10 protein-coding genes are annotated in these 16,918 nt (G+C 68.2%); 1 reads left to right on the plus strand and 9 read right to left on the minus strand.

Translation table 11 applies throughout. The features are described from left to right. Window positions 1–40: 40 nt before the first annotated feature. Both metH and QN350_RS06105 read right to left on the minus strand, forming a co-directional pair. Window positions 41–3,577: a methionine synthase gene (gene metH, locus QN350_RS06100; protein ID WP_322140430.1), complete on the minus strand. Its 3,537-nt coding sequence runs from the start codon at window positions 3,575–3,577 to the stop codon at window positions 41–43. Window positions 3,578–3,666: 89 nt separating this feature from the next. Then, the gene (locus QN350_RS06105) at window positions 3,667–4,398 is read right to left on the minus strand and encodes an NAD(P)H-hydrate epimerase (RefSeq protein WP_323515956.1); all 732 of its coding nucleotides are present in this window, start codon (window positions 4,396–4,398) and stop codon (window positions 3,667–3,669) included. A gap of 79 nt (window positions 4,399–4,477) precedes the next feature. Here QN350_RS06105 and QN350_RS06110 point away from each other — a divergent pair, with 79 nt between their 5' ends. After that, on the plus strand, window positions 4,478–5,260 hold the full coding sequence (locus tag QN350_RS06110) for an alpha/beta fold hydrolase (RefSeq protein ID WP_322139978.1): 783 nt from the start codon (window positions 4,478–4,480) through the stop codon (window positions 5,258–5,260). A gap of 66 nt (window positions 5,261–5,326) precedes the next feature. Here QN350_RS06110 and pyk read toward each other — a convergent pair whose 3' ends face one another. From pyk to trpC, 7 genes are all read right to left on the minus strand, one after another. Then, window positions 5,327–6,772: a pyruvate kinase gene (pyk, locus tag QN350_RS06115; protein ID WP_281535072.1), complete on the minus strand. Its 1,446-nt coding sequence runs from the start codon at window positions 6,770–6,772 to the stop codon at window positions 5,327–5,329. Window positions 6,773–6,878: 106 nt separating this feature from the next. Beyond that, the gene (locus QN350_RS06120) at window positions 6,879–8,336 is read right to left on the minus strand and encodes a glutamate synthase subunit beta (RefSeq protein WP_322139979.1); all 1,458 of its coding nucleotides are present in this window, start codon (window positions 8,334–8,336) and stop codon (window positions 6,879–6,881) included. Further along, complete coding sequence (gene gltB / locus QN350_RS06125) at window positions 8,329–12,906, minus strand: glutamate synthase large subunit (RefSeq protein WP_322139980.1); 4,578 nt, start codon at window positions 12,904–12,906, stop codon at window positions 8,329–8,331. The genes QN350_RS06120 and gltB overlap by 8 nt, the downstream gene beginning before the upstream one ends. 124 nt (window positions 12,907–13,030) lie before the next feature. Next, window positions 13,031–14,014, minus strand: a complete 984-nt coding sequence (gene lgt / locus QN350_RS06130; RefSeq protein WP_322139981.1) for a prolipoprotein diacylglyceryl transferase — start codon at window positions 14,012–14,014, stop codon at window positions 13,031–13,033. A gap of 73 nt (window positions 14,015–14,087) precedes the next feature. Then, complete coding sequence (gene trpA / locus QN350_RS06135; protein WP_322139982.1) at window positions 14,088–14,930, minus strand: tryptophan synthase subunit alpha; 843 nt, start codon at window positions 14,928–14,930, stop codon at window positions 14,088–14,090. Then, window positions 14,927–16,144, minus strand: coding sequence for a tryptophan synthase subunit beta (gene trpB, locus QN350_RS06140; RefSeq protein WP_322139983.1), 1,218 nt, complete (start codon window positions 16,142–16,144; stop codon window positions 14,927–14,929). The genes trpA and trpB overlap by 4 nt, the downstream gene beginning before the upstream one ends. Then, on the minus strand, window positions 16,145–16,915 hold the full coding sequence (gene trpC, locus QN350_RS06145) for an indole-3-glycerol phosphate synthase TrpC (RefSeq protein ID WP_322139984.1): 771 nt from the start codon (window positions 16,913–16,915) through the stop codon (window positions 16,145–16,147). Window positions 16,916–16,918 lie beyond the last annotated feature (3 nt).

Genomic DNA, 16,918 nt, shown 5'->3' on the forward strand with positions numbered 1-16,918 from the left:
CGCCGGCGGGGGACCAGCCCCGCCGCCCCGCGGCGCGACCCTAGACCGAGAAGTACTTCGCTTCCGGGTGATGGAACACGAAGGCATCCGTCGACTGCTCCGGATGAAGTTGCAGCTCCTCCGACAGCACGACACCCATCCGCTCGGGCCTGAGCAGTTCGACGACCTTGCGGCGGTCCTCCATCTCGGGGCAGGCCGGGTAGCCGAGCGAGAAGCGGGCGCCGCGGTACTCGAGCTTGAACATGCCGGCCACGTCGGTCGGGTCCTCGGCGCCCAGGCCGAGCTCCGCGCGCACGCGGGCGTGCCAGTACTCGGCGAGGGACTCGGTGAGCTGCATCGTGAGGCCGTTGAGCTCCAGGTAGTCGCGGTATTTGTTCGCGGCAAAGAGCTTCGCGGTCACGCTGTCGACATTGGCGCCGGCCGTGACGAGCTGGAGCGCGACGACGTCCACCTGGCCGGACTCGCGCGGACGGACGAAGTCGGCGAGGCACAGGTGCCGGTCCCGTCTCTGGCGCGGGAAGGAGAACCGCAGCCGTTCGGTGCCGACCGGTCCGCCGGAGCCGCCGTCCGGCGCGAGCAGGCCCGGCGTGCCGAGGCTTCCGTCCGGGTCGTCGCCGTGGTGCAGCACCACGAGGTCGTTGCCCTCGCTGTATGCGGGGAAGTAGCCGTACGCGACGGAGGCGTCGAGCATGCCCTCTGCGAGGATCCGGTCGAGCCAGTAGCGCAGCCGCGGCCTGCCCTCGGTGTCGACGAGTTCCTGGTAACTGGCGCCATCTTCGGCCCGGCTGGGCTTGAGACCCCACTGTCCCATGAAGGTCGCCCGTTCGTCGAGGAACGCCGAGTATTCGGCGAGGGCGACGCCCTTGACGATCCGGGTCCCCCAGAACGGCGGCACCGGCACCGGGTTGTCCGCGGCAACGTCGCTGCGCACCGGCATGGCGTCCGGCTCGGTGACGGTGAGCAGGCTGCGCTTGTGAATGCGCTGTTTCAGGGGCGGCAGCCCGACGGATGCCGGGTCGGCGCCGCGGGCGATGGCCACGAGCGGCTCCATCAGCTTCAGGCCCTCGAAGGCGTCCCGCGCGTACCGGACCTGCCCGTCGAACAGGCCGGCAAGGTCTTCCTCGACGTAGGCGCGGGTGAGTGCTGCGCCGCCGAGGATGACGGGCCACTTCGTGGCGAGCCCCCGGTTGTTCAGTTCGAGCAGGTTCTCCTTCATGACGACCGTTGACTTGACGAGCAGCCCGCTCATGCCGATCACGTCGGCGTCGTGCTCCTCCGCTGCCGCGATGATCTCGTTGATCGTCTTCTTGATCCCGATGTTGACGACGTCGTAACCGTTGTTGGTCAGAATGATGTCGACGAGGTTCTTGCCGATGTCGTGCACGTCTCCGCGCACGGTCGCGAGCACCATCGTGCCCTTGCCCGCCGCTTCCGACTTCTCCATGTGCGGCTCGAGGAGCGCGACGGCGGCCTTCATCACCTCGGCGGACTGCAGCACGAACGGCAGCTGCATCTCTCCGCTGCCGAACCGGGCCCCGACGATCTGCATGCCGGCGAGCAGGTGCACGTTGACGATGTCGAGGGCGCTCATCCCGCCGGCGCGGGCGAGGTCGAGGTCGGCCTCGAGCCCCTTGGCCTCTCCGTCGATGATGCGACGTTCGAGACGCTCACCGACCGGCAGGGCCGCGAGCTCTGCGGCGCGCTCGTCCTTCAGCGCGGCGGAGTCGACTCCGGCGAACAGGTCGAGGAGAGCGGCAAGCGGGTCGTAGGTGAGGTTGCCGTCGACGTCGTACTCGCGACGATCCCAGACCAGGTCGAGCGCCACCTTGCGCCGGTCGTCCGGCACCGAGGCGAGCGGCACGATCTTGGCCGAGTTGACGATGGCGGAGTCGAGCCCTGCCGCAGTCGCCTCGTGCAGGAACACGGAGTTGAGCACCGACCTGGCCGCGGGGTTCAGTCCGAAGGACACGTTCGAGACCCCGAGCGTCGTGTGGATGCCGGGGTACTTCGCCTTGATCTGCCGGATCGCCTCGATCGTCTCGATGCCGTCCCTGCGGGTCTCCTCCTGGCCGGTGGCGATCGGGAAGGTCAGCGCGTCGACGATGATGTCCTCGACCCGCATCCCCCACTCGGTGACGAGGGTCTCGACGAGCCGGGTCGCGATGCGCACCTTGTGCTCCGCGGTGCGGGCCTGACCCTCCTCGTCGATGGTCAGGGCGATCACGGCGGCCCCGTGTTCCTTCACGAGCGGCATGATCCGGCCGAAGCGGCTGCCGGGGCCCTCGCCGTCCTCGAAGTTGACCGAGTTCACCACCGGGCGCCCGCCGATGAGTTCCATGCCCGCCTGCAGCACGGCCGGTTCGGTGGAGTCGACGACGAGAGGCAGCGTCGAGGCGCTCGCGAGCCGGGAGACGACCTGCCGGATGTCCGCGACGCCGTCGCGCCCGACATAGTCGATGCAGACGTCGAGCAGGTGGGCGCCGTCGCGGACCTGGGCGCGGGCGATGTCGACGCAGTCGTCCCAGCGTTCCTCGAGCATCGCGTCGCGGAAGGCGCGCGACCCGTTGGCGTTCGTGCGCTCCCCGATCGCGAGGAAGGCACTGTCCTGGTCGAAGCTGACGTGCTGGTACAGGCTCGCGACCCCGGGGTCCTCTTCGATCGCGCGCTCGCTGACGGAGGCGCCGCGCAGGCGGTCGACGACCGCCTGCATGTGCGCGGGAGTGGTCCCGCAGCATCCGCCGACGAGGCCCAGCCCGAACTCCCTGACGAACTGTTCGTGCGCCGTGGCGAGCTGGTCCGGCGTGAGCGGGTAGCTTGCCCCGGTTGCCGTGAGCATCGGCAGGCCGGCGTTCGGCATGCACATCACCGGCACGTGCGAGTACCGGGCCAGATGACGCAGGTGTTCGCTCATCTCGGTGGGGCCGGTGGCGCAGTTCAGCCCGATCGCATCGATGCCGAGCGGCTCGAGCGCCGTGAGCGCCGCTCCGATCTCACTGCCCATCAGCATGGTGCCGGTCGTCTCCACGGTCACCTCGACGAAGATCGGCAGGCGGATGCCGGTCTCCGCGATCGCCTGCTTGCACCCGTTCACCGCTGACTTGGTCTGCAACAGGTCCTGGGAGGTCTCGATCAGGAAGGCGTCTGCGCCTCCGCGGATCAGTCCGACGGCCTGCTCGGCGAAGGTCGCCTTGAGGTGGGCGTATGTGGTGTGGCCGAGGCTCGGGAGCTTGGTGCCCGGCCCCATCGAACCGAGCACCCAGCGCACCCGGCCGTCCCTCGCCTCGTAGTCCTCGACACTTTTCCTGGCGATGGCCGCGCCGAGCCTCGCGAGTTCCTCGATGCGGTCCTCGATGTCGTAGTCGGAGAGGTTCGACCAGTTGGCTCCGAAGGTGTTGCTCTCGACGGCGTCGATGCCGGTATCGAGGTACGCGCCATGGATCGCCTCGATCATGTCGGGACGGCTGACGTTCAGGATCTCGTTGCAGCCCTCGAGCTGCTGGTAGTCGTCGAGCGTCGGGTTATGCTCCTGCAGCATCGTGCCCATCGCACCGTCGGCGATGACGACCCGTTCCTTCATCGCGTCGAGCAGGGCCTGCGACCGGGCCGGGCGCACCGCATCCGCGAATTCGGGGGGCTGCACGGCATCGGATTTCACTGTCAGTTCACTCACCCGTCTAGAGTAGCGGCGCGGTCCCTGGCCGCGATTCGCTCGAGCTCAGGTGCGATTCCGATATCGGCGACGACGACCCGCCCGGCCAGCCCGGCGGCCGGCCAGCGGAGCAGTCCCGGTTTGCAGCCGCCGAAGGTCACGGTCACCGTCGCGGGCAGCACCGTCGGATCCGGCACGGCACCGTCATCCACGCCGACACCGCTCGGCAGGTCAACGGCGACGACGACCGGCTCCCTGCCGGTTCCGTCAGACGCCTGCGCGACACCGGGGTGCAGCACGGCCAGGATCGCAGCCACGACTTCCCTGGCCCTGCCGCGGAGTGCTGGGTCCGTGCTCGTGCCCGTTCCGAGGATGCCGTCGAGGATCACGTCGCACGACGCCGCTTCCCTGGCGACAAGCGCGGGCGACTCCTCAGGACCGAGCACCCGCGCACCGGCCGCCACCGCGGCGGCGAGGCCCTCCTCGTGCATCGTCCGCGCTGTCGGCACCACGATGACCCTGGCACCCTCCGCCGCGAGCGACGCCGCCGCGAACAGCGCGTCTCCACCGTTGTTTCCCGTTCCCGCGAGGACAAGCAGCCCGGCGCCTCGCACCCTGCCGCGGCGCGCCACGAGCAGCGCCGCCGTCTCCGCGGCCAGCGCGGTCGATGCCCGCTGCATCAGCGGAATACCGGCGGCGAGGTAAGGCTGCTCTGCCTCGCGCTGCTGGGCAGCCGTATACGTCTTCATGTCGCCAGATTACGTCTGACCCGGCCGACTCCGCTGCGGCGACCGTCCCCGCCACTCCACCGTGGTCAAATGGTGACTGATGAACACACGAACAGCGCCCGACCATCGCTTCGTCTATTCCGCGGACGGGGTGAACCTCGCGACCTACGAATTCGGCGATCCGGCTCACCCGACCGTGCTCGCCGTGCACGGCTTCGCGTCGAGCGCCGTGGCGAACTGGCACGCCACCGGCTGGACCAGGGACCTCCTCCGCGCCGGATTCCACGTGATCGCCATCGACCAGCGCGGCCACGGCCTCAGCGACAAGCCGCACTCCCCCTCCGCGTACTCGATGGACACGCTCGTCGCGGACGTGCAGCAGGTGCTCGACGCCTACCTGCTCGACGAGGTGGTGTACGCGGGCTATTCGTTGGGAGCGAGGGTCGGCTGGCAGGCAGCCAGGGAACTCGAGGGGCGCATCGTGCGGGCGGTTCTCGGCGGGATTCCCGACGGCAATCCGCTCACGCGGTTCCAGGTCGCGGATGCCCGCGCGCACATCGAGCACGGCGCCGAGGTGGGCGACCGGCTCACCGGCGCGTACCTGACCATGGCGAAGGCCCTGCCCGGCAACGACCTCGGGGCGCTCGTCGCACTCGTCGAGGGCATGCGCGGCGGACCCCAGCCCGGAGCCGACAATGCCCCGCCCCAGCCGCTCCTGTTCGCGACCGGGAGCGAGGATCGCATCCTCGAGGCTTCGCGGGCCCTCGCGGAGGCCACGCCTGCCGGGTCCTTCTTCGAGATCCCCGGCCGCAACCACTTCAACGCGCCGACTTCCCGCGCCTTCCGCGACGCGGCCATCGCGTTCCTGGGCGCGACGGGCTGATCCCGCCCGGACACAGGAAAAGCCCCGCCGACCGGAACGGTCGACGGGGCTTTCCTTTCAACGGGACTACTGCTTGACGTATGCCGGAGCAACCTCGTTGTGGGCGTCGCCGATGCGGTGCACCCGGATGTCGTTCGTCGAGCCGGCGATTCCGGGAGGGGAACCGCTGATGACGACGACCTTGTCACCGAGCTGGGCCAGGCCCTGGCCGAGCAGGATGTCATCGACCTGGCCGAACATGGAGTCCGTGTGCGTGACCCGGTCCACGAGGAACGTCTGCACGCCCCAGGTGAGCGCGAGGCGGCGGCGGATGCCGGGCTCGGGCGTGAAGGCGAGCATCGGGATCTTCGACCGCAGGCGGGACATCCGGCGGGCGGAGTCTCCGGATTCGGTGAAGATGCAGAGGAACTTCGCGTCGACGAACTCCGCGACCTCGATCGCGGCGAGGGTGATCGCCCCGCCCTGGGTGCGCGGCTTGTTCGTGAGCGGCGCGATGCGCTCCAGACCGTGGTCTTCGGTGGATGCGACAATCCGCGCCATGGTCTGAACCGTGACGACGGGGTATTCGCCGACGCTGGTCTCGCCGCTGAGCATGACCGCGTCCGCACCGTCGAGAACGGCGTTCGCGACGTCGGACGTTTCCGCGCGCGTCGGGACCGGGCTGTGGATCATCGATTCGAGCATCTGCGTCGCGACGATGACCGGCTTGGCCATCCGTCGGGCGAGCTCGACGGCGTGCTTCTGCACGATCGGGACGGCTTCGAGCGGAAGCTCGACGCCGAGGTCGCCACGGGCGACCATGATCGAGTCGAAGGCGTCGATGATCTCTTCGAGGTGCTCGACGGCCTGCGGCTTCTCGATCTTGGCGATGACGGGGACCTTGCGGCCCTCCTCCGCCATGATCTCGTGCACGCGGGTGATGTCGGCCGCGTCGCGCACGAAGGAGAGGGCGATCAGGTCGGTGCCGAGGCGGAGGCCCCAGCGCAGGTCTGCTTCATCCTTCTCGGACAGTGCGGGAACGTTGACGGCAACACCGGGCAGGTTGATGCCCTTGTTGTTCGAGACCGGGCCGGCGACGATGACCCGCGTCGTGACGACGATGCCGTTGGTCGCGACGACCTCGACCTTGACCTTGCCGTCGTCGATCAGGAGGAAGTCACCGGGCTTGACGTCGTTGGGCAGGCCCTTGTACGTCGTGCCGGAGAGCTCCCTCGTGCCGAGCACGTCATCCGTGGTGATCTTAAAGATGTCGCCGACGGCCAATTCATAAGGGCCGCCTTCGAACTTGCCGAGCCGGATCTTCGGGCCCTGCAGGTCCACCAGGACGGCGACCGCACGACCGGAATCATTCGCTGCCTTGCGGATGTTTGCGTAGACGGACTCGTGCACGGTGTAGTCACCATGGCTCAGGTTCATCCGGCAGACATCGACACCCGCGTCGATCAGGGCTCGAATTTGATCGTAACTGGCGGCTGCCGGCCCGAGGGTAGCGACAATTTTGGCGCGTCTCATTCTGAAAGTGCTCCGTTTTCCGCGCCGGGTAGGCGCATTCTTGATCTGTGGTTCTGGAGGCCGCTTGGTGGCGTCCTCCGGCTAATCGTTCGCTTCACAGGGACCGTTAGATGGCGAAGGCATGGTCGGTCGGTTTGACCGGAGCAGGTAGTTGTGTCTCACCTTCGAGGAATCGATCGACGGCGGCTGCAGCAGCACGACCTTCAGCGATCGCCCAGACAATGAGGGACTGTCCGCGACCGGCATCGCCGGCGACGAACACGCCTTCGTGGCTGGTTTGGTAGTTACCGTCTCTAACGACATTACTCCGCCCATCGAGCGGCACGTGCAGCTGGCTGGTGAGCTCCGTCGATTCCGGGCCGGTGAATCCGAGTGCGAGGAGTACGAGGTCCGCGGGGATTTCACGTTCCGTACCCGCCTTGGGCACGCGCCGGCCATCGAGGTACTCGGTTTCGGCGACGCGGATGGCGCGAACCTCGCCAGCCTCGTTGGAGAGGAACTCGATCGTCGAGGCGAGGTATTCGCGGGTACCGCCCTCTTCGTGGGCGCTCGAGACCTCGAACAGCGTTGCGGACATCGGCCACGGCTGGTGTTCGGGCCGTTCGGTGCCCGGCTGCCTGCCGATCGCGAGGTTCGTGACGGATGCCGCAAGCTGGCGGTGCGCCGTCCCGATGCAGTCGGCACCGGTGTCTCCACCGCCGAGGACGACGACGTGCTTGCCCTCCGCGGTGATCTGGCTGTCGACCGCGTCGCCCGCGCCCGTGCGGTTCTGCTGCACGAGGTATTCCATGGCGAAGTGCACGCCGGGGAGGTCGCGCCCGGGGACGGGCAGGTCGCGGGGCACGAGCGCGCCGGTCGCAACGACGACGGCGTCGTACCGGGCACGGAGGTCGTCCCAGGTGATGTCGACGCCGATGTTGACGCCGGCCCGGAACCGGGTTCCCTCCGCCGTCATCTGGGCGAGGCGCAGGTCGAGGTGCTTCTTTTCCATCTTGAAGTCGGGGATGCCGTAGCGGAGCAGGCCGCCGATCCGGTCGTCGCGTTCGAACACGGCGACGGTGTGGCCGGCACGAGTGAGCTGCTGGGCCGCTGCGAGACCCGCGGGACCAGAGCCGACCACGGCGACCGTCTTGCCGGTCAGACGCCCCGGCGGCTGCGGCTGCACCCAGCCCTTGGCAAAGGCCTGGTCGATGATCGAGACCTCGACCTGCTTGATCGTCACGGCCGGCTGGCTGATCGCGAGGACGCACGCCGACTCGCACGGGGCGGGGCAGAGGCGCCCGGTGAACTCGGGGAAGTTGTTCGTGGAGTGCAGGCGCTCGATGGCCTGCCTGCCTTCCTCGCGCCAGGTCAGGTCGTTCCATTCGGGGATCAGGTTGCCGAGGGGGCAGCCCTGGTGGCAGAACGGAACACCGCAGTCCATGCAGCGGCCGGCCTGGCGTTTGAGAACGGCGGCGTCTCCCTGTTCGTAGACCTCTTTCCAGTCCATCAGGCGCACGGACACCGGGCGACGCGGCGGCAGTTCGCGCGCCGTCGTCTTGAGGAATCCCTTCGGATCAGCCATTGGTAACCTCCAGGATACGGTTCCAGACGATGTCGCCGTCGGGGTCAAGACCCTCGTCGACGGCGCTCTGCCTGGTCGCCAGGACGGCGGCGTAATCCCGCGGCAGCACCTTGACGAATGTGGACATGGTTGTTTCGAGATCCGCGAGGAGAGCCGCGGCGAGCACGGAATCCGTCTGGTCACGGTGCTGCTCGAGGAGATCGCTGACGATCGCCCTGTCGGCGCTGCCGAGCGGGAGGAGCGTGAGCTCCCCTGACTCGAGCGCCTGGCTGTTGACGTCCTCCGTGCGGAGTCCGTACACGTATGCGGTGCCGCCGCTCATGCCCGCACCGAGATTGCGCCCGGTCTGGCCGAGGATCAGGGCGAGCCCACCGGTCATGTATTCGAGGGCGTGGTCGCCGACGCCTTCGACGACCGCGGTCGCTCCGGAGTTGCGCACCAGGAACCGTTCGCCGACGATGCCGCGGATGAACATGCTGCCCTGGGTGGCGCCGTAGCCGATCACGTTGCCGGCGATGACGTTGTCCTCTGCAGAGAAGACGCTCGTGCGATCGGGGCGAACGACGATCTGGCCGCCGGAGAGACCCTTCCCGACGTAGTCGTTCGAGTCGCCTTCCAGCCTGAGCGTGATCCCGCCAGGCAGGAAGGCCCCGAAGGACTGTCCGGCCGACCCGGTGAGCGTCACGTCGATCGAGCCGGCCGGAAGGCCGTTCTCGCCGTGACGGATCGTCACCTCGTGGCCGAGCATCGTGCCGACGGCCCGTTCGGTGTTGCGGATCGGCAGGGCGATCTCGACCCGGCCGCCGTGTTCGAGCACGCTTCCCGCGCGTCGGATCAGTTCGTTGTCGAAGTGCTTGTCGAGTTCGTGTTCCTGGGGCCGGCCGGACTGTCTCGGCTCGGAGTCCGGGAAGTCCGGTCCGTCGAGGATGGGCGCGAGGTCGAGGCCCGCCGTCTTCCAGTGTTCGAGCGCCCCGTCGACATCGAGGATCTCGTGGTGGCCGACGGCCTCCTGGAGGCTGCGGAAGCCGAGTTCGGCGAGGTACTCGCGTACCTCCTGGGCGATGAACTCGAAGAAGTTCACGACGTGGTCCGCCTTGCCGGTGAACCGCTTCCGCAGTTCGGGGTTCTGGGTGGCGACGCCGACCGGACAGGTGTCGAGGTGGCAGACCCGCATCATGACGCAGCCCTCGACGATCAGGGGCGCGGTCGCGAAGCCGAACTCCTCCGCTCCGAGCAGGGCGCCGATGATGACGTCCCTGCCGGTCTTGAGCTGGCCGTCGACCTGCAGGACGACGCGGTCGCGCAGACCGTTGAGCATCAGGGTCTGCTGGGTTTCGGCGAGTCCGAGTTCCCACGGCGTGCCCGCGTGCTTGAGCGAGTTGAGCGGGCTCGCCCCGGTGCCGCCGTCGTGGCCTGAGATCAGGATGACGTCGGACAGCGCCTTCGCGACGCCGGCGGCGACCGCTCCGATGCCGGACTGGCTGACGAGCTTCGTGTGGATGCGTGCATCCGGGTTCGCCCGTTTGAGGTCGAAGATGAGCTGTTTGAGGTCTTCGATCGAGTAGATGTCGTGGTGTGGGGGCGGTGAGATCAGGCCGACACCCGCTGTGGCGTGCCGGGTGCGCGCGATCCAGGGGTACACCTTGGTCGGCGGCAGCTGGCCGCCCTCACCGGGCTTGGCGCCCTGCGCCAGCTTGATCTGGATGTCGTCCGCGTGCGACAGGTACATGCTCGTCACGCCGAACCGCCCGGACGCGACCTGCTTGACGGCGCTGCGGCGCTGCGGGTCGATCAGCCGGTCGAGGTCCTCGCCGCCCTCGCCGGTGTTCGACTTGCCGCCGATCCGGTTCATGGCGATCGCGAGGGTTTCGTGGGCCTCCGGGGAGATCGAGCCGTAGCTCATCGCACCGGTCGCGAAGCGCGTGACGATCGACGCGACGGATTCGACCTCGTCGAGGGGCACGGGGTGCCGCTTGTGCTTGTCGAAGGTGAACATGCCGCGGAGCGTCATGAGGCTCTCGGCCTGGTCGTCGACGAGCTTGGTGTACTCACGGAAGATGTCGTAGCGGCCGGTCCTGGTCGCGTGCTGGAGCCGGAAGATCGTTTCCGGGTTGAACAGGTGCGGCGAACCGTCGCGGCGCCACTGGTACTCGCCGCCGGTGCTGAGGCGTTCGTGGGCCGTGACCGCAGCATCCTCCGGATAGGCGGAGGCGTGCCGCGCTTCGTTTTCGGCGGCGATGACGTCGATGCCGATGCCGCCGAGCTTGCTCGTCGTTCCGGTGAAGTACTGGGCGACGAATCCCTGGCTGAGGCCGACGGCCTCGAAGGTCTGGGCTCCGGCATAGGACGAAACCGTCGAAATGCCCATCTTGGACATGATCTTGAGGACGCCCTTGCCGAGGGCCTTGATGACGTTGCGCACGGCCTTCTCGGGTGAGACGTTCGTGATGTACCCGCTGCGGACCAGGTCCTCGCAGGTCTCCATGGCGAGGTAGGGGTTGACCGCTGAGGCGCCGTAGCCGATCAGGAGCGCGACGTGGTGCACCTCGCGCACGTCACCGGCCTCGACGACGATGCCGACCTTCATCCGATTCTCGGTCCGGATCAGGTGGTGGTGCACGGCCGCGATCATCAGGAGCGATGGGATCGGTGCAAGGTCCTTGTTGGAATCGCGGTCGGAGAGCACGATGAAGCGGGCTCCGGCCTCGATCGCGGCGTCGACTTCCAGGCACATCGCGTCGATGCGGTCGGCGAGGGCGTCCGGACCGTCGTCGAAGCGGTACAGGCCGCGGATGGTCGAGGTCGTCCGGCTGCCGGGTGCCGGGTCGATGTGCTGGATCTTGGCGAGTTCGTCGTTGTCGATGACGGGGAAGTCCAGGACCACCTGGCGGGCGTGTTCCGGTCCGACGGACAGCAGGTTCCGCTCCGGCCCGAGGCCGAGCTTGAGGGAGGTGACGACCTCTTCGCGGATCGAGTCGAGCGGCGGGTTGGTCACCTGGGCGAACTGCTGGGTGAAGTAGTCGAAGATCAGCCGGGGCCGGTCACTCAGCACGGCGATGGGTGTGTCGCTGCCCATGGCGCCGAGGGGTTCCGCACCGGTGCGCGCCATCGGCGCGAGCAGGATGCGCACTTCTTCCTCGGTGTAGCCGAAGGTGCGCTGGCGGCGCACGACGGATGCCGGCGGGTGCACGATGTGCTCGCGCTCGGGCAGGTCCTTGAGGTTGATCCGGCCGGCGTCGAGCCAGTCTCCCCACGGTTCCTTGGCGGCGAGTTCGGCCTTGATCTCGTCGTCCTCGATCAGCCGTCCCTCGACGGTGTCGACGAGGAACATCTTGCCGGGGCGGAGCCGGCCCTTGCGGACGACCCGGGCGGGGTCGATGTCGAGGACGCCGATCTCGCTCGCGAGCACGACGAGGCCATCGTCGGTGATCAGGTACCTGCCGGGACGGAGTCCGTTGCGGTCGAGGGTCGCGCCGACGAGGGAACCGTCTGTGAAGACGATCGCGGCGGGTCCGTCCCACGGCTCCATCAACATCGAGTGGTACTCGTAGAACGCGCGACGTTCCTCGTCGAGCGCGGTCTGGTTCTCCCAGGCCTCCGGAACCATCATCATGACGGCGTGCGGCAGGGAGCGGCCGGAGAGGCTGAGGAGCTCGACGACCTCGTCGAAGGACGCGGAGTCGCTGCCGCCAGGGGTGACGATCGGCAGCAGGGGTGCCAGGTCTCCGAGCAGGGAGGATTCGAGCTGGGACTGGCGCGCGCGCATCCAGTTGCGGTTGCCCTGCACGGTGTTGATCTCGCCGTTGTGGGCGATCATGCGGAACGGCTGCGCGAGCGGCCAGGACGGGAAGGTGTTCGTCGAATACCGGGAGTGCACGAGCGCGAGCTTCGACACGAAGCGCGGGTCGGACAGGTCCGGGTAGAAGGGCTCGAGCTGGAGGGTCGTGACCATGCCCTTGTAGACCAGGGTGCGGCAGGAGAGGGACGCGAAGTACGTCTCGAGCTCCCGCTCCGCGCGCTTCCGGAGGCGAACCGTCTGGCGGTCGAGCGCGATGTCGGCGAGGCGCTCTCCGTCGTCGTCGATGCGCGAGCTCTGGACGAAGAGCTGCTGGATGGCGGGCATGGCCGCCCTCGCAAGGTTCCCGACCTCGTCTGGACGCACGGGGACCTCGCGCCAGCCGAGGATCTCGAGGCACTCCTCCTGGGCGATCCGACCGATCTGGCGTTTCACGGCGCTGCGTTCGGTCGGGTCTGTCGGGAGGAACACGTTGCCGACCGCGTAGCGTCCGGCGGCGGGAAGCTCGAATTCGACGACCTCACTCAGGAAGTCGTGCGGGATCTGGGTGATGATGCCTGCACCGTCGCCGGTGCCGGCGTCGGAACCGACCGCGCCGCGGTGTTCGAGGTTGCGGAGGGCGTCGAGGGCGATCGTGATGATGTCGTGCCCGGCGGTTCCGCGGAGTGTCGCCACCATGGCGAGCCCACAGGCGTCCCGTTCGTCGGCAGGGTTGTACAGCCCCTGGGGCTGGGGAACGGTGCTGAAGCGGGAAAAGAGGGGTGACTGCGGCATGGGACCGTCCTCAGAGGTAGCTGGCAAGTGGGGACGACGCTGGCCCGCGGGGGTGGAGATCATCTGCGTACAGTGGGCGCCGACCCGTCGTACCGGGAGGGAGGCGGGAGCCGGGTGTACGGTCTCAGGCCTGGAGGCGCGGGTTGCTGGTGCTTGTGGCTGCAACGTCGCCCGATGCGGCGGGTTCGACGGCCTCATCACCGTGGTCCTCGAAATCCGTATCAAACTCTTCAGATTCTACCTCAGGCACGGGGCGCTTCCATTCCCGACCTGTGCGATACACGCTGACTTCGAGTCCGGGGTGCCTGCGGCCCTGCACGACGATCAGGATGATGCCGAGGACCACGGCGATGATCGCGGCCCAGACGTTGGTGCGGATGCCGAAGAAGATCTCGCTCGGGTCGATTCGGATCGACTCGAAGAAGGTGCGGCCGAGGCCGTACCAGACCAGGTAGACGCCGAAGGCGCGTCCCCAGCGGAGCGTGATCCGGCGTTCGATCAGGAGGATGAGGATGACGCCGATCGTGTTCCAGATCATCTCGTAGAGGAAGGTCGGGTGGAACAGGGTGCCTGCCGGCAGCCCGACGGGGAATGCCGCGTTCGTCGACGGCACCTCGAGCCCCCAGGGAAGGGTCGTCGGCAGGCCGAACAGTTCGGTGTTGAACCAGTTGCCGAGGCGTCCCATGGCCTGGGCGATGAGCATTCCGGGGGCGAGGGCATCCGCGAAGGACCAGAACTTCACCCCGGAGATCCGGCAGCCGATGTATGCGCCGACGGCTCCGCCGATGAGCGCTCCGAAGATGGCGTTTCCGCCGTTCCAGATCGCGAAGACTTCCCAGGGGTTCGCACCGGCGAAGAAGTAGTCGGCGGGGTGGGTGAGCACGTGGTACGCCCTGGCGCCGACGATGCCGAGCGGAACGGCCCAGAGGATGATGTCGAGTACGACCCCCGGCTCGGCGCCGCGGTTGCTGAGGCGCCTGCTCGTCATGACCGTCGCCGCGATGATGCCGGCCAGGATGCACAACGCGTACGCGTGCACCCGGAACATGCCGAGGTCGAAGTAGCTCCACTCGGGGCCTGGGCTCGGAATGCTCAGCAGAAAAGACACCTGGGTATTACCTTTCGTAGCGGGGAAGCGTGGGAGCTCGCCTCGGTCAACTTACCCTAAACGGGCGCGTGCCCTAAACGGCGGCGCGGATCCCGGTCGCCCCGGCGGCGAGCCGGGCGGCGAGCTCCCCGAGGGCGGGAACTCCCCCGTCGGACAGCGCCTTGACCAGCGCGGAACCGACGATGGCGCCGTCCGCATAGCCGAGGATTTCGCGCACCTGCTCCGGAGTCGAGATCCCGAGGCCGACGCACGCGCTCGTCGCGCCGGCGAGGCGCAGCCGGTCGATCAGGATGCGGGCGGCGGAGTCGACGTCTGAACGCGCCCCGGTGATGCCCATGGTGGAGACGGCATACACGAAACCCCGGCTGACCTCGACGGCGTGGGCGAGCCTGGCGTCCGAGGACGACGGCGCTGCGAGGAAGACCCGGTCGAGCCCGGTGCGCTCGCTCGCGGCGAACCAGTCCGCGGCATCATCGGGGATGAGGTCGGGGGTGATCAGGCCTGCGCCGCCCGCGGCGAGCAGGTCGTCGGCGAAGCGGTCGACCCCGTACTGCAGGATCGGGTTCCAGTAGGTCATCACGAGGACAGGGGCGTCGACGCGGGCCGTGATGGCCGCGACGGCTTCGATGCCGTCACGCAGCCGGAACCCGTTCGCGAGCGCCTGCTGGGTCGCAGCCTGAATCACGGGGCCGTCCATCACGGGATCGGAGTACGGCAGCCCGAGCTCGATGATGTCGACACCGTTCTCGGCGAGGGCCACCGCGGCCTCGATGCTCTCCGCGAGGGTCGGGAATCCCACGGGAAGGTAGCCAATCAGGGCGCCGCCGCCCTCGGCCCTGCGGCGGGCGATCGTCGCCTCGACCCGGCTCGTGCGGTTGGGTGTCACGGTTGTGGTGGTGTTCGTCGTTGCGGTCATAGCTGCTGTGCACCTTCGTCGAGCAGGTCGAAGTATCGGCCGGCCGTTTCCATGTCCTTGTCCCCGCGGCCGCTGAGGCTCACCAGGATGGTCGCCTCCGGTCCGAGACGTTTGCCGAGCTCGAGGGTTCCGGCGAGGGCGTGGGCCGACTCGATTGCCGGGATGATGCCCTCCGTGCGGCTGAGGAGGCGGAACGCGTCCATCGCCGCTGCGTCTGTGACCGGCAGGTAGGTGGCCCGTCCGATGGTCGAGAGCCAGGAGTGCTCGGGTCCGACGCCCGGGTAGTCGAGCCCGGCCGAAATGGAGTGCGACTCGACGGTCTGGCCGTCCTCGTCCTGGAGCATGAGGCTGCGTGCCCCGTGCAGGATCCCCGGGCGGCCCTTGGTCAGGGTCGCGGCGTGGCGTGGGGTCTCGACGCCCTCTCCGCCTGCCTCATACCCGTAGAGGGCGACGTCGGGGTCGTCCAGGAAGGCGTCGAAGATTCCGATGGCGTTGGAGCCGCCGCCGACGCAGGCCGTGACGGCGTCGGGGAGGCGCCCGGTGAGCTCGAGTACCTGGGCGCGGGCTTCTTCTCCGATGATCTTCTGGAAGTCGCGCACCATTGCGGGGAACGGGTGCGGACCTGCGACGGTGCCGAAGATGTAGTTGGTGGTCTCGACGTTCGTGACCCAGTCGCGCATGGCGTCGTTGATCGCGTCCTTGAGGGTGCGTGACCCGGTGCGGACGGAGACGACCTCTGCGCCGAGGAGGCGCATCCGTGCGACGTTGAGGGCTTGCCGTTCGGTGTCGACCTCGCCCATGTAGACCACGCAGTCGAGCCCGAACAGGGCGGCGACGGTCGCGGTCGCGACGCCGTGCTGGCCGGCGCCGGTCTCGGCGATGACCCGGGTCTTGCCGATGCGCTTGGTGAGGAGCGCCTGGCCGAGGGCGTTGTTGATCTTGTGTGACCCGGTGTGGTTGAGGTCTTCGCGCTTGAGGATCACCCGGGCGCCACCGGCGTGCGCGGCGAACCGCGGCACCTCCGTGATGATCGACGGGCGTCCCGTGTAGCTCTTGTGGAGTTCCATCAGCTCGGCCGCGAAGGCCGGGTCGACCTTTGCCAGCGAATATTCTTTCGTGAGCTCGTCGAGGGCTGCCACGAGCGACTCCGGGACGAACCGGCCTCCGAAGTCGCCGAAGTAGGGGCCTGTTTCGGTTCGAAGGGACGTTGACATTTAAACCGCCAGAAATTCGGTAAGGGTGAGGATGGGATCGTTCGTGACGAGCGCTTCGCCGACAAGGACGACGTCGGCGCCGGCGGCACGGTAGTGGGCGACGTCCGCGGCCGTCTTGACCGCTGATTCGGCGACGCGGACGACGCCGGAGGGGATGCGGTCGGCGAGGCGACCGAAGAGCTCCTGGTCGAGCTGGAACGTCGACAGGTCGCGGGCGTTGACCCCGACGAGGCTCGCACCGACGTCGAGTGCGCGGTCGACCTCTTCGGCACTGTGGGTCTCGACGAGCGCCGTCATGCCGAGTTCGCGCACGAGGGCCTGAAGGGATCCCAGGGTGGCCTGGTCGAGCGCGGCGACGATGAGGAGCACGAGGTCGGCTCCTGCGGCCCTGGCTTCGAGGACCTGGTACGGCTCGCCGATGAAGTCCTTCCGGAGCACGGGGACGGACACGGCGGCGCGCACCTGTTCGAGGTCGGCGAGGGACCCGAGGAACCGGCGCCCTTCGGTGAGCACGCTGATGGCGCTCGCCCCACCGAACTCGTAGGAGACGGCGAGGGCCGCCGGATCCGAGATTTCAGCGAGGGTGCCACGGGACGGACTCGCCCGCTTCACCTCCGCGATGATCTTCACCCTCTCGGCCGGTGTGAGGGCGTGCAGGGCGTCTATGGCGGGGGCGCGATCGAGGGCAGCCGATTCAACGGCGGCATACGGGCGGGTCAGGCGCCGTTCTGCGGCGTCGGACAGTGCCCCGGCGAGGAGTTCGGAAAGCACTCG

This window comes from Cryobacterium sp. 10I5, assembly GCF_035019865.1.
GTDB lineage: Bacteria > Actinomycetota > Actinomycetes > Actinomycetales > Microbacteriaceae > Cryobacterium > Cryobacterium breve_A.

Coding starts and splice junctions, on each gene's coding strand:
- metH (WP_322140430.1), bottom strand. CDS start 3,577: ATGAAGGAACGGGTCGTCATCGCCGACGGTGCGATGGGCACGATGCTG.
- trpB (WP_322139983.1), bottom strand. CDS start 16,144: ATGTCAACGTCCCTTCGAACCGAAACAGGCCCCTACTTCGGCGACTTC.
- QN350_RS06110 (WP_322139978.1), top strand. CDS start 4,478: ATGAACACACGAACAGCGCCCGACCATCGCTTCGTCTATTCCGCGGAC.
- gltB (WP_322139980.1), bottom strand. CDS start 12,906: ATGCCGCAGTCACCCCTCTTTTCCCGCTTCAGCACCGTTCCCCAGCCC.
- pyk (WP_281535072.1), bottom strand. CDS start 6,772: ATGAGACGCGCCAAAATTGTCGCTACCCTCGGGCCGGCAGCCGCCAGT.
- QN350_RS06120 (WP_322139979.1), bottom strand. CDS start 8,336: ATGGCTGATCCGAAGGGATTCCTCAAGACGACGGCGCGCGAACTGCCG.
- trpA (WP_322139982.1), bottom strand. CDS start 14,930: ATGACCGCAACGACGAACACCACCACAACCGTGACACCCAACCGCACG.
- QN350_RS06105 (WP_323515956.1), bottom strand. CDS start 4,398: ATGAAGACGTATACGGCTGCCCAGCAGCGCGAGGCAGAGCAGCCTTAC.